Source organism: Corynebacterium jeikeium (genome assembly GCF_000738175.1).
In the GTDB taxonomy this organism is placed as follows: domain Bacteria; phylum Actinomycetota; class Actinomycetes; order Mycobacteriales; family Mycobacteriaceae; genus Corynebacterium; species Corynebacterium jeikeium_C.
On sequence record NZ_JFCH01000027.1, the window covers coordinates 57,364 to 69,864 of the forward strand.

Genomic DNA, 12,501 nt, shown 5'->3' on the forward strand with positions numbered 1-12,501 from the left:
TTGCACACCCGCGCTCAGGCGCGCCGCGGGTTCGCGCTAGAGCAGCACCAGTTGCACTATCAATTGCGCCAGAGAAGCGCCGCCGCGTGGCGCGCCCGCGCCGCAGCCACGGAGGCCTGCGCGGCGGTGCGCTTGCCCTCGGGCACCACGATGTCCACCAGCCCCGGCAGTTCGTCGGCTGGCAGCGTCCACTGCTCCCACTGGCGCAGAACGGCGCGGGCGATGTCGCCCGCGGCGGCCTCCACGTCGGCCCCGCTGACGTCCTCGGCAGAGGCGCCGACACTCTCCCCACCGGCTGGCTCCGGATGCCCGACAGCATGCCCTCGACCGCCGGCAGTCTCCCTGCCAACCGGCGGCGCCGCCTGGGGCACCGCCCAGCCAATCCCCTGGCCACGTCCAATCATCCCGCCGACCAGGTCCTTTCCGCTGGTTGTCCGCAACTGATCCGCGGGCACCACGATGCGATGGAAGCCGGGCGCGTGCGAGAGGGCGTCATCGATAAAAGACCCCGTGTCCAGCACCACTGGGCGCGCGACCTGCTGCTGGAAGCGCTGCCACACCCCGTAAATGAACTCGCGGTCGACGGCGGGGATCGTATCGAAGCGGGTGGCACCGGGTAGGCCGCCCATGACCTCGCGGACGCGCGGCTCGTGGAGCGCAATGATGACTTCGCAGCCGAGCGCCGCCGACAGTGCGCCGGCGATCTGCTCCACGCCGAAACCCAGGTGCAGGGCGCAGTCCTTAAACGCCGGGCGGTCGCGCAAAACTGGGTGGCCGCGGAACTCCACGTCCGCGCCGAAAGTCCACGGGCCGGTGACGTGCAGCATCAGCCGCTCTGCCTTGCCCGTCAGCAGCTCCTCGGCAGCATCCGTGGCCTCGCGTACCCAGCCGTCCATGCGCCGGGATTCTAGGCTCGGGTGGGCAGTCAGCTCCCAGCCACGGGGATTAGCGCGGATCGGAACTTGCGCGAAGCTGGCCGTCACCGCAGTGAGATCCCCCGCCCGCCCGCAGCGAGGGAACGACAAGACCGGCGGCACGCCTGTGTCCTCGTCCACGTCGCACGTGCGAGTCAGCGCCGACTGGATCGCGGCGCGGACCTCCGCGTGATCCGTGACGGTGTTCTCCCACCACCCCAGGCGCCCGATCGGCACCGGCTGCACGGTGTTGCCTGCCATCGCCGTGCTACGCCTCTGCTGGCGTTGCGCGCTCACCTGCGCTGCCAGCGGCTTCGGCATTAGCCGCGCTATCCCGCAGTGCAGGGCCACCCGCATCGCTCCACGGCGCAGTAGCGCGGATGGTGCCGCTGCCGAGCAGGATATCGCCATCGGCGTCCGGCTGGTAGATCACGGCGGCCTGACCGCGCGCCACGCCCTGCAACGGCTCGTGCAGGTCTAGCTCCAGGCGCCACGGGCTCTCGCCCTCCTTCTTGACGCGCCCCGCCGGCGTGGTTTCTTCCGGGTCGTCCACCAGTCGCGCAGTGGCGGGCACTACCCCACCGTGGGCGCGCACCTGCACTTCGCATTCAAACTCGCGGCCGTGCACGGCAGGGTCCAGGCGCTTCAGTCGATCGGCCGTGATCGCTCCGATGCGGAGATCGTCGCGCTGACCGATGGTCACGGTGCCCGTGGCGGCGTCAATATCCGTCACATAGCGCGGCTTGCCATCCAGCCCCTCGCGTGGCAGCCCCAGCCCCTTGCGCTGGCCGATGGTGAAGCCGTACACGCCGTCGTGTTCGGCAACAGTCGAGCCGTCCTGGTCCTTCATCAACCCCGGCCGCAGGCCGATCTGCTTGCCCAGAAAAGCCTGCGTCTGCCCGTCGGGGATGAAGCAGATGTCGTGGGAATCCGGCTTGGAGGCCACACCGAAGCCGCGGTCCTTCGCCTCCTCGCGGATCTCCGGCTTGATCGTGTCGCCAACCGGGAACATGCAGTGCGCCAGCTGCTCGTCGGTCAGCACGCCCAGCACGTACGACTGGTCCTTGTTGGCGTCCACGCCGCGGCGCATCACGCCATCGTGCAGGCGGGCGTAGTGCCCGGTCACCACGGCATCGAATCCCAGCGCGATGGAACGGTCCAGCAGCGCCTCGAACTTGATCTTCTCGTTGCAGCGCAGGCACGGGTTCGGGGTCTCGCCGATGGCGTAGGAATCCACGAAGTCGTCGATCACGTCGGCCTTGAAGCGATCGGAAAAGTCCCACACGTAGAAAGGGATCCCCAGCTTGTCGGCCACGCGGCGTGCGTCCGCGGAGTCCTCCAGGGAGCAGCACCCGCGCGAGCCCGCCCGCACAGCCTCGGGAGACTGGGACAGCGCCAGGTGTACGCCGATCACTTCGTGTCCGGCCTCGAGCGCTCGGGAGGCCGCCACGGCGGAATCCACACCGCCACTCATTGCTGCTACTACTCGCATGTTTGGCACCCTACTCGGGTATCGGCCTCTTAGGCCATTCCGCTGAGCTATTCAGCTAGCCCACCCAGCTAGGCCATTCCGGCGGCGCGGGCCTGCTCGACCACGCGCGGCAGGATGCCCGCCAGGTACTCGACCTGGTCGTCGGTGATGTCCGCGCCCAGGGTTAGCCGCAGCGCTCCCCTTGCCACGTCCACTGGCACGCCCATGGCGGTCAGCACGTGGCTGGCGCGGTTCACCCCGGCGCTGCAGGCGGAGCCCGTCGATGCGTCCACCCCGGCGGCGTCCAAAAGCATGATCAGTGAGTCGCCCTCCGCGCCGGGGAAGCTCATGTGCAGGTGCCCGGGCAGCGCACCGACCTCGGGGGTCCAGATCCGCACGCCGTCGATGCCCTGCGCCGCCGCCCGTAGCCTCTCGCGCGCCACGCGCATTCTGGCGGTTGCTTGTTCTAGTTCTTTAATTGATGACGCCAACGCCGCCGCACATCCCACCGCACCCTGTACGTTCACGGTGCCGGAGCGGAGCTTTCGCTCCTGGCCGCCTCCGCGCACGGGGCTTAAGATGTCCGCGTCCCGGCGGGCGAGCAGCAGTCCCGTGTTCTTCGGGCCGCCGAACTTGTGAGCGCTGGCGGCGAGCGTGGTGGCGCCGAGGGCGTGGAAGTCGACGGGGATGTGGCCGACGGCTTGCACCGCATCGGTGTGGAAGGGCACGCCGTTATTGCGAGCAAAGCTGGCGAGCGTCTCCACCGGCTGGATCGCGCCTGTTTCGTTATTGGCCCACATGCAGGTCAGCAGCGCGAGGTCGCTAGGCGCGTCCGCGCCGTTTTCTAGACCGGCGATCCAGTCTTCGTCACGGATGCGGCCGGCGGCGTCTGTAGGAAGGACCGCACGGTCAAAGCCCAGATCGAGCGGCCCGGCCGTGAGCCAGTCGACGGACTCGACCACGGCGGGGTGTTCGATGTCGGAGCTGGCGATCACATGCGCGCCCCGGTGAGCCTTCGAACCAAACGCGAGACCCTGGATGGCGATGTTGTCGGCCTCCGTGCCAGAGCCGGTGAAGATCACCTCTGCTGCATCCGCGCCGAGGAGTTCGGCGATCTGCTCGCGGGCGTCCTCTAGGCTGCGGCGGGCATCGCGGCCGGTCTTGTACTGGCCAGCGGGGTTCAGCAGCTCCGCGGCGCGCTCCATCGCTTCCTGCGCTTCGGGGCGCAGAGCTTGAGACGCCGCGTTGTCCACGTACAGGCGCCCCCGCGCGCCCGCTGCACCAGTCGGCGATCCTGGCACTGGGCTCTTCGCTGCGTGGTTGGTCTTGTTCACGCCCCTACCCTACTTCTTGGGCATCGCACACCGCGCACGGGACCGCTGCCTCTTGATACCCTTCAAGTACTCAGAGCTGATCCGCGACAGGAGTAATCGCACATGGGTCACGCAGAGTGCCTATTGATGGTACTGATCGCGCTTCTTGTCCTTGCGGTTCCTGGCCTTCTCATCGCGATCATCTATATGCTTCGGAAGAACAAGAAGGACACAGTCACAGTCACGGACACAGCCACAGTCACAGTCACGGACACAGCCGGATCCAGAGATCTCAGGTCTAACACTTCTAACAAGCCCACCGAGATCTAACAGATCTAACAAAAACGCCAAGCTTTCACTATGGTGTGAGACATGTCCGAACCCTCATCCCAAGCCGCCGTACCCAGCCAGCGAAACCCCTTCCGCCCCAGCTTCGGCACGTCGCCGTACTACCTGGCGGGCAGGGCTGAGTTGCTGCAGGATTTTGAGCTCAGTCTCGCCGAAGGTCCCGGCTCCCCACACCGCACGATTCTGGCCAGCGGTCTGCGTGGTGTGGGCAAAACGGTACTGCTCAACGAGATCGAGGACAAGGCCCGCGCCCAGGGTTGGATCGTCCTGCGCGCCTACCCCAATAGCGACATGATCTCCGAGCTGGTCGAAACAACGATCCCCACCGCCATCACTAGCATCGAGCAGCCACCGGAGCGCAAGCTTTCCGGGGCCTCCATCACCGGTGTGGGCAGCTTCCGTACTGAAGCCCACTCCCGAGCTGAAGATCTCCGCAGCGTGCCAACGCTCATTACCCGCCTACGCGAACTCTCCGACGTGATCACCGGCACCGGCATCCTCATCACCCTCGACGAGCTGCAATCCGCCGACCTCGACCAGCTCCACCGCCTGGCCACAGCGGTCCAGGACCTCATGCGCGATGAGCGCGACATCGCCTTCGTCTGCGCGGGCCTACCCCACGGCGTGGACACGCTACTGCAGCACGAGGGCACCACGTTCCTCCGCCGCGCCTTCCGTGTGGACCTCCACGCTGTGCCGACTGAGGAAGTCTCGAAGACCCTTGCGATCACCGCCGCGGATTCTGGCCGCCCTTTTACTGATGACGCCCTAGGCCGCGCCACCGACATTTGCCGCGGATACCCCTACCTCATCCAGGTGGTTGGCGCACTGTCCTGGGCGGCTGCCGGAATCGACGGTTCGGGCACCATCGAGGCCGCACACGTGGAGACTGCCTCCCAGCGGGCTATCGACCGCATGACCAGCCACGTCCACCGGCCCGCGCTCAGCCGCCTGCCGGAGGGCGAAATGAACTTCCTCCGCGCGATGGCTGCGATAAGTGCCGACGAGGGGGCGTCCGAACCAGAACCGGTAAGCGCGGCAGCACCGGCAACGAGAGCTGTCAAGACTGGCGACATCGCCGCTCACCTGGGCGTAGAGCCAAGAGGCCTGTCCACCTGGCGAAGCCGCCTCATTACCCGCGATCTGATCGAGCCGGCGGGATTCGGCCGCGTGCGATTCACGCTGCCGTACATGGAGGACTACATCCGGCAGCAGGACGGGTAGCGCAGAACAGGAGACAAGAAAACCGGCGCCCTTCCGCCTGCGTAAAGCTAAGCGAAAGGGCGCCGGTTAATGGCTGCCGTCCACGCCAGTAGTGGCGATAGGACGGCTATTAAAGCCTAGGGCGAAGAACTACTTGCGGTTCTTCAGCTCCTCGGTAGCCTGCGGAGCAACCTTGAACAGGTCGCCGACAACACCGAAGTCTGCGATCTCGAAGATGGATGCCTCTTCGTCCTTGTTCACAGCAACGATGGTCTTGGAGGTCTGCATACCAGCCTTGTGCTGGATAGCGCCGGAGATACCCAGTGCGATGTACAGGTTCGGGGAGACCGTAACACCGGTCTGACCGACCTGGAACTTGCCCGGGTAGTAGTCTGCGTCCACCGCCGCACGGGAAGCACCAACAGCGGCACCCATGACGTCGGCCAGCGGCTCGACAACGTCGGTGAAGCCCTCGGAGCCACCAACGCCACGGCCACCGGAGACCACGATGTTGGCCTCGGTCAGGTCCGGACGGTCGCCAGCCTCAGCCGGAGCGAAGGAGGTGATGGTGACGGCGGTCGGGCCAGCGCCCGGCAGCTCAACCTGCTGGACGTTGCCAGCGGCAGCCTGCGGCTCCGGATCCAGGGAGCCCGGAGCCAGGGTGAAGACCGGGGATGCGCCAGCGGCGGAAGCGGTAACGGTGTAAGCGCCACCGAAGATGCTGATCTCAGCGGACTTCTCGGCGGTGATGCTGCTGGTGTTGTACAGAACACCGGAAGCAACGCGGGCGCCTACGCGGCCTGCAACCTCGTTGCCGGTTGCGGTAGCGGAGACGATAACCGGAACCTGCAGCTGAGCTGCCAGGCCGGACAGTGCGTCGACCTCCGGGGTAATCAGCAGGGACTCTGCCTGGTCGGACTCTGCGGCGTAGATGGTCTCTGCGCCAGCCTCGGCCAGTGCGCCCTGCAGCTTCTCGGTGGTGCCGGGAGCGCCAACAACAACGGCGCCAACGGTGCCGAATACACGTGCAGCGGTGATCAGCTCGACGGTGGAGTTCTTCAGCTGACCCTCACCGTGCTCAACCAGTACTAGTACGTTGGTCATGTCCTTAAATCCCTACTTCCCTTAAACCAGCTTTTCCTTGACCAGGAACTCGACCAGCTGCTTGCCGCCCTCGCCCTCGTCGTTGACGATCTCACCAGCCGACTTCGGCGGCTTCGGGGTGGAAGCGGAAACGGAGGTGGTGGCGTTTGCCAGGCCAACGTTTGCAGCGTCCACGCCAATCTCTTCCAGAGACAGCTCTTCGATGGTCTTCTTCTTGGCAGCCATGATGCCCTTGAAGGCAGCGAAGCGCGGGGTGTTGGACTTCTCAGTCACAGACACGATGGCCGGGGTCGGAGCCTCCAGGCCGAACACGCCTTCCTCGGTAACGCGCTTACCGGTGACCTTGCCGCCCTCAACGCTCAGCTCTTCCATGTGGGTCAGAGCCGGGATCTGGCGGTACTCAGCCAGCAGGCCCGGGATGGAGCCAGCGCCACCGTCGGTGGAGGCGTTACCGGCGATAATCAGCTCGATGTCCTCGATCTGGTTCAGAGCATTGGACAGGGTCCATGCCGTGCCCAGTGCGTCGGAGCCAGCCAGGTTCTCGTCGACAACCAGCTTGGCCTCGTCGCAGCCCAAGGACAGTGCCTTGCGCAGCGCCTCGGTTGCGCGCTCCGGGCCGACGGACAGAACGATGACGTTGCGGGAGCTGTCTGCTTCCTTCAGCTGCAGTGCAGCCTCAACAGCGTTTTCGTTGATTTCGTCCAGGACAGCGTCTGCGCTGTCGCGGTCGAGGGTGAAGTCATCGTCGGTGAGCTTGCGCTCGGAGTAGGTGTCCGGCACCTGCTTAACCAGAACAACGATGTTCGACATTCGTTGACCTTCCTGCTTGGGTATTGTGATTTGGCACCATAGTACCTACCACCAGGTGACCACCGCCACAAATTTCTTATATTGTTTTAGAACTACCCCCGCGAGCTGCGGCGAGCCCTACAGATAAAGGCCACAGCCTTGGCAGCGCCGCCCTCGCCAATGCGCGTAACCACGACGGAGTAAGCAGTATCCGCCGCTCCGGCACCACCCGCGCCACCGCTTCCGCCCGCGTTGCCCTTCTTCAGCTTCCACTTCTTCCGCAGCTCGTCGGGGTCCACATTCACGCCGCGCACGAGGATTTCCACGCTCTTCGCACCTAGCGCCACCAAAGCGGGACGCGCCTTCTTCAGCGGCACTTCTTCGACAATCTCAAAGCCACGCACGCCCGCGGGCAGCTCGTCGCCTGTCAGGTACGCGATGTGCGGGTCCAGTTGCCACAGCCCGTGCCGCGCCGCGTACTGGCGCACCAGCCCGGCGCGCACGATGGCACCATCGGGGTCCACGATGTAGCGCCCTGCCCCACCCACGCGGTCGGCCTCGGGTTCGTCGCTTGTCACTATTTCTTTAACTGATGACGCCCCCGTCACCACCGCCCGGCGTCCCCGCCCCAGGATCGCGGGTGAATAAAGGCACGTCTCCTTTACTCCTCCATCGACGGAAACAACCTCCACGTGGCCGTCGAACTCGGAGTAGTCGATGCCTGGCGCGCATTTGACCACCAGATTGTCGTAGCAGTCCATGAGCTCCGGCAGCGGCGGCTGCAGGTCTTCCAACTTGGCGATACGCCCCGAGGAATTCCGGCGTGCTGGATCCGCCACCACAACGCCGGATTTCAGGATGCCGGATTTCAGTGCGCCGGATTTCAGGTCACCGGCGAACGCGGGACGCAGCGCATCCATGCGCGCGACCGGAACTTCCGGCACATTGAAATGGGCCATCCGCAGGCGCTGGTGGTCCAGATCCCCGCCCAGCACCCGCAGTCCCGCGGCAGCAAGCGCGTGCAGTTCAGTGCCGATACTGCAGGTGACATCCACAGCGGCCTCCACCCCGGCGGACTTCAACACCTCCGCGCGCCACGCGGCGACTACCGGCGGGGTGGCCTGCTGGACTGATTCACTATCCATCAGCCAGTTTTCCGGCAGCTTGCCCGCGCGGCGAGCCTGTACCAGTTCCACCAGGGCGCGGGCGTGCTCGCCGTGTGCCTTGCGCAGGTGGGAAAGGTCCTGCACGAGGGATTTCTTGGTCAGCTGATACGTAGTGGCGTCATTAATAAGGGGCGAGCCAGCGGCACAATCGGCGAGCAGAAAATCCAGCTCGGCAGCAGAAAAGGCCATGCTTGCGCGCGCCCTACTGCTCGTAGGAGTCGGGGCGGATGGCGAAAGGATTCTCCGGCATCTCGGCGGGGTCAACGACGAACTTCATGCCCGGCGCGAACTGGCGGGCGGGCGCGCCGTACATCTGCTGTTCCATCAGGTAGTACTCAGCCATGTACGGCTCGTCGACGGGCTCCTCGAGCACCGGATCGACGGAGAGGCTGGAGGAAAAATCCAACACTTCCTCGACGGTGCGGAAGGTATCCAGCAACTTCAGCTGCGCCCACGTCGGCGGCATCAGAGAGATCTTGCGGGAGCGCCAGCCATCCAGCAGCGTGGAGGGACGGAACCAGCCTGTCGAGGTGGCCTCCGGGGTATCAGCCCTCGTCTCCTGCCCCTCCGGCATGGCGGCCACAAAAAAGGCCGTGTCGTAGCGAATCGGCTGCTCCACCGGGGTGACCCAGTTGGCCCAGGGGCGCAGCAGGTCGGAGCGCAAGACCAGGTTGTTGTTGCTCATGAAGTCGGAGAAGCTCAGCTGGTGGTTCTCCAGCAGCTTGCGTTCCTCCTGGTAGGGCGTGGTGTCCACGACTGGTGAGCCATCGCGGTGGGTGGCCAGCAGCGTGCCGCACTCCTCGAAGGTCTCGCGCACCGCGGCACAGACCAGGGCGCGAGCCATGGATTCCGGCTTCTGCAGGCGCTTGGCCCACCACTTGACCTCCGCGCCCTGCCAATTGATGGCCGGCGACATGTGGCCATCGCCGTCGACGTCTCCCGGCATATCTCGGGAATCCACACCGCCGCCTGGGAAAACCGTCATCTCCGCGCAGAACTTCATGGTCGAGGCACGCTCCTGGACGTACACCTCGATCCCCGACAACGTGTCGCGCAACAGAATCACCGTTGACGCGTGACGTGGCTGCACTGGGCCCAAACGGTTTTCCTTCATGCGTCAGAGTCTACCGATCTTCCTATCGGCGGTGGCCGGCTCCATTGGCGCCACTGGCTCCACTGGCTCCACTGGAACGGTGACTTCCCCGGCGCTGGCGGCTACGGCGGGCGAACCAGCGGCCGTCCTCGTGCTTGACTTCGATCGGCTGGTGGAAGGTGCGGGTGAGGTTCTCGCTAGTCATTACGTCTTCCAGGATTCCCTGGGCCACAACCTCGCCTTCGTCCAGCAGCAGGGCGTGGGTGAACCCCGGCGGGATTTCCTCCACGTGGTGGGTGATCATCACGATCGCCGGGGAGTCCGCATCCGCCGCCAGGTCCGACAGCAGCGCCACCAAGTCCTCGCGGCTGCCGAGATCCAGGCCCGCGCCCGGCTCGTCCAGCAGTAGTAGCTCGGGGTCGTTCATCAGGGCGCGGGCGATCAACACGCGCTTGCGTTCGCCTTCGCTTAGGGTCCTCCAGGTCTGCTCGGCCAGGTGGTAGGCGCCGACGCTTTCCAGGATCTCGATGGCGCGTTCGTAGTCCAGCTCGTCGTAATCCTCTCGCCAGCGGCCCAGCACGTCATAACCGGCGGAAATCACGATGTCCGCGACCTTCTCATCCCCCGGCACGCGCTGTGCCAGCGCCGAGGAGCTCATGCCGATGGCGGTGCGCAGCTCGCGCAGATCCACCTTGCCCACCTGCTCGCCGATGAGCTTCACGGTGCCAGTGGTCGGGAACATCTGCGCCGATGCCAGACGCATCAGGGTGGTCTTGCCCGCCCCGTTGGGGCCGACGATGATCCAGCGTTCGTCCAGCTCCACCTGCCAATCCATCGGCGCCAGGATGGCTCGTCCGTCGCGCACAACGGAGACGTTGCGCATGTTTACGATCAGGTCGTCCTCGTCAGCCTGCGCGGTGGCCGGGGTGGAAATCAAGTTCGTCACGTTCTCGCTCACTCCCCCATGGTGCCTGAAGATCCGCGCGAAGTGTGCCAACAACATAGGCTTGCTGTGTAAGCACCAACGCGAATCGCCAACGGATCCCCACTGCCATTTAAAGGAGCTTCCCCATGACCGGCCGCCTCGGCATCGACTGCATCTCCCCCGTCATCTCCCACGGAGCCACCCCCGCCAAGGCCATCGTCGGCCAGGTGTTCCCGGTCAGCGCGACTGTCTGGCGCGAGGGGCACGACGCTATCTCCGCCACCCTCGTCGTCCGCCGCCCCGCCGGCGCTGAGGGCGGTCGCGCGAAGATCACGATGTCGCCGGATCCCGAGGACGTCGACCGTCGCCATGCAGTGTTCGTTCCGGATGTGCCGGGTATGTGGACTTTTCGTGTTGACGCCTGGTCGGATCCAGCGGCCACATGGTTCAACGCAATCACCAAGAAGGTAGCCGCAGGACAGGATGCCCAGGCGCTGGCCAATGATTTTGAGCTCGGCGCGCGCCTGTTCGAGCGGGCGGCGGAGAAGGCCTCCCGTAAGCACCGGGAGCTGGTGGCCTCCGTACCCGGCCAGCTGCGCGATGAGTCCTTGAGCATCGACGAGCGCCTAGCCGCCGCCCTATCTCCGGAGATCAAGGAGGCCCTGGACAAGCGCCCGCTGCGCGACCTGCTGACCCGCGGCCCGGAGTTCCACGTGCTGGTGGAAGAAAAGACCGCCGGCGTGGGTGCCTGGTACGAAATGTTCCCCCGCTCCACCGGCGGCTGGGATGCCGACGGCAACCCGGTGCACGGCACCTTCGCCACCGCTGCCGCGGACCTGCCGCGCATCGCGGACATGGGCTTCGACGTGCTGTACCTGCCGCCGATCCACCCGATCGGCGAGATCAACCGCAAGGGTAAGAACAACACCCTGACCCCCACCCCGGAGGACGTCGGCTCCCCGTGGGCCATCGGCTCCAAGGAAGGCGGCCACGAGGCCGTGCACCCGCGCCTCGGCACCGTCGAGGACTTCGAGAACTTCGTCGCCGCCGCCAACGACCAAGGCCTGAAGGTCGCCCTGGACCTGGCGCTGCAGTGCGCCCCCGACCACCCCTGGGCTAAGGAGCACCCGGAGTGGTTCACTGTGCTGCCGGACGGCACCATCGCCTACGCCGAGAACCCGCCGAAGAAGTACCAGGACATCTACCCGCTGAACTTCGACAACGATCCGGAGGGTCTGTACCGAGAGGTGCTGAAGGTAGTGCGCCTATGGATCGGCCGCGGCGTGCGCATCTTCCGCGTAGATAACCCGCACACCAAGCCCACAAACTTCTGGCAGTGGCTGATCGCCGAGGTCCACGCCACCGACCCGGACGTGGTCTTCCTCTCCGAGGCTTTCACCCGCCCGCCGCGCCTCTACGGCCTGGCCAAGGCGGGATTCACGCAGTCCTACAGCTACTTCACCTGGAAGACCACCAAGGAGGAGCTGGAAGAATTCGCCGGGGACATAGCCAACTACGCCGATGTCTTCCGCCCGAACCTGTTCGTCAATACCCCGGACATCCTGCACGAATCCCTGCAGACCGGCGGCAAGGCCATGTTCGCTATCCGCGCCGCTCTGGCCTCCACCCTCTCCCCGCTGTGGGGCGTGTACTCCGGCTTTGAGATCTACGAATCCACGCCGGTTCACGCGGGCTCGGAGGAATACCTGGACTCCGAGAAGTACGAGCTGCGTCCGCGCGACTACTCAGTGGACAACTGCGCTGAATGGATCAGGGATCTGAACCTGTGGCGTCAAGAAAACCCGGCGCTGCAACAACAGCGCACCCTGCGCTTGCACGAGACCACGAGCGACGACCTCCTCGCGTACTCGAAGGTCGACGGTGTTACCGGCAACGCGGTGCTCGTGGTGGTAAACCTGAACCCCAACGCGATCGTCGAGGGCTCTGTGCACCTGGATACCGAAGCGCTTGGCCTGGGTGCGCCGGAGGAGACGCACTTCGAGGTCACCGACCTGCCGACGAACCAGACCTACACCTGGGGCGCCAGCAACTACGTGCGCCTGGACCCGGACTTCCAGGTTGCGCACATCTTCCGGCTGCCCACCCTTGGTGAGGGTGAGCGCGAGCGCGTTTGCATGCGAGCCCAGGAAGAATACGATCCCCGCAGGTAGAATC

At 65.4% G+C, this 12,501-nt stretch carries 10 protein-coding genes; 2 read left to right on the forward strand and 8 right to left on the reverse strand.

Annotation, left to right across the window (positions count from 1 at the left end; translation table 11 throughout):
• Positions 1 to 59: 59 nt before the first annotated feature.
• From JQ46_RS03755 to JQ46_RS03765, 3 genes are all read right to left on the reverse strand, one after another.
• Entirely contained in the window at positions 60 to 1,175 is a 1,116-nt protein-coding gene (locus JQ46_RS03755; protein WP_034985852.1) for a hypothetical protein, read from the reverse strand.
• Between the two features lie 7 nt (positions 1,176 to 1,182).
• Positions 1,183 to 2,406, reverse strand: coding sequence for a tRNA 2-thiouridine(34) synthase MnmA (mnmA, locus tag JQ46_RS03760; RefSeq protein WP_034985566.1), 1,224 nt, complete (start codon positions 2,404 to 2,406; stop codon positions 1,183 to 1,185).
• A gap of 68 nt (positions 2,407 to 2,474) precedes the next feature.
• Positions 2,475 to 3,719 carry a cysteine desulfurase family protein gene (locus JQ46_RS03765; protein WP_424647996.1) on the reverse strand — a complete coding sequence of 415 codons (1,245 nt, stop codon included), beginning with the start codon at positions 3,717 to 3,719 and terminating at the stop codon, positions 2,475 to 2,477.
• 351 nt (positions 3,720 to 4,070) lie between these two features.
• Between JQ46_RS03765 and JQ46_RS03775 the strand changes: the two genes are divergently transcribed.
• Entirely contained in the window at positions 4,071 to 5,270 is a 1,200-nt protein-coding gene (locus JQ46_RS03775) for an ATP-binding protein (RefSeq protein WP_034985570.1), read from the forward strand.
• 129 nt (positions 5,271 to 5,399) lie between these two features.
• On the opposite strand, the gene JQ46_RS03780 is transcribed toward JQ46_RS03775, so the two are convergent.
• The 5 genes from JQ46_RS03780 to JQ46_RS03800 all read right to left on the reverse strand — a co-directional run bounded on the left by JQ46_RS03780 (position 5,400) and on the right by JQ46_RS03800 (position 10,404).
• Positions 5,400 to 6,353, reverse strand: a complete 954-nt coding sequence (locus tag JQ46_RS03780) for an electron transfer flavoprotein subunit alpha/FixB family protein (RefSeq protein WP_034985573.1) — start codon at positions 6,351 to 6,353, stop codon at positions 5,400 to 5,402.
• 21 nt (positions 6,354 to 6,374) lie between these two features.
• Complete coding sequence (locus tag JQ46_RS03785) at positions 6,375 to 7,163, reverse strand: electron transfer flavoprotein subunit beta/FixA family protein (protein WP_034985575.1); 789 nt, start codon at positions 7,161 to 7,163, stop codon at positions 6,375 to 6,377.
• A 92-nt stretch (positions 7,164 to 7,255) separates the two neighbouring features.
• Positions 7,256 to 8,497, reverse strand: coding sequence for a THUMP-like domain-containing protein (locus JQ46_RS03790; protein ID WP_034985577.1), 1,242 nt, complete (start codon positions 8,495 to 8,497; stop codon positions 7,256 to 7,258).
• Between the two features lie 13 nt (positions 8,498 to 8,510).
• Complete coding sequence (locus JQ46_RS03795; protein ID WP_034985578.1) at positions 8,511 to 9,422, reverse strand: NUDIX hydrolase; 912 nt, start codon at positions 9,420 to 9,422, stop codon at positions 8,511 to 8,513.
• 22 nt (positions 9,423 to 9,444) lie between these two features.
• Complete coding sequence (locus JQ46_RS03800) at positions 9,445 to 10,404, reverse strand: ABC transporter ATP-binding protein (protein ID WP_192817233.1); 960 nt, start codon at positions 10,402 to 10,404, stop codon at positions 9,445 to 9,447.
• Between the two features lie 68 nt (positions 10,405 to 10,472).
• Here JQ46_RS03800 and JQ46_RS03805 point away from each other — a divergent pair, with 68 nt between their 5' ends.
• Complete coding sequence (locus JQ46_RS03805; RefSeq protein ID WP_034985579.1) at positions 10,473 to 12,497, forward strand: alpha-1,4-glucan--maltose-1-phosphate maltosyltransferase; 2,025 nt, start codon at positions 10,473 to 10,475, stop codon at positions 12,495 to 12,497.
• Positions 12,498 to 12,501: the final 4 nt, after the last annotated feature.

What these genes read in the sequence shown, in the direction of transcription:
- JQ46_RS03805 (WP_034985579.1), top strand. Translation starts at nt 10,473, where the DNA reads ATGACCGGCCGCCTCGGCATCGACTGCATCTCCCCCGTCATCTCCCAC.
- JQ46_RS03785 (WP_034985575.1), bottom strand. Translation starts at nt 7,163, where the DNA reads ATGTCGAACATCGTTGTTCTGGTTAAGCAGGTGCCGGACACCTACTCC.
- JQ46_RS03790 (WP_034985577.1), bottom strand. Translation starts at nt 8,497, where the DNA reads ATGGCCTTTTCTGCTGCCGAGCTGGATTTTCTGCTCGCCGATTGTGCC.
- JQ46_RS03795 (WP_034985578.1), bottom strand. Translation starts at nt 9,422, where the DNA reads ATGAAGGAAAACCGTTTGGGCCCAGTGCAGCCACGTCACGCGTCAACG.
- JQ46_RS03800 (WP_192817233.1), bottom strand. Translation starts at nt 10,404, where the DNA reads ATGTTGTTGGCACACTTCGCGCGGATCTTCAGGCACCATGGGGGAGTG.
- JQ46_RS03775 (WP_034985570.1), top strand. Translation starts at nt 4,071, where the DNA reads ATGTCCGAACCCTCATCCCAAGCCGCCGTACCCAGCCAGCGAAACCCC.
- mnmA (WP_034985566.1), bottom strand. Translation starts at nt 2,406, where the DNA reads ATGCGAGTAGTAGCAGCAATGAGTGGCGGTGTGGATTCCGCCGTGGCG.
- JQ46_RS03755 (WP_034985852.1), bottom strand. Translation starts at nt 1,175, where the DNA reads ATGGCAGGCAACACCGTGCAGCCGGTGCCGATCGGGCGCCTGGGGTGG.
- JQ46_RS03780 (WP_034985573.1), bottom strand. Translation starts at nt 6,353, where the DNA reads ATGACCAACGTACTAGTACTGGTTGAGCACGGTGAGGGTCAGCTGAAG.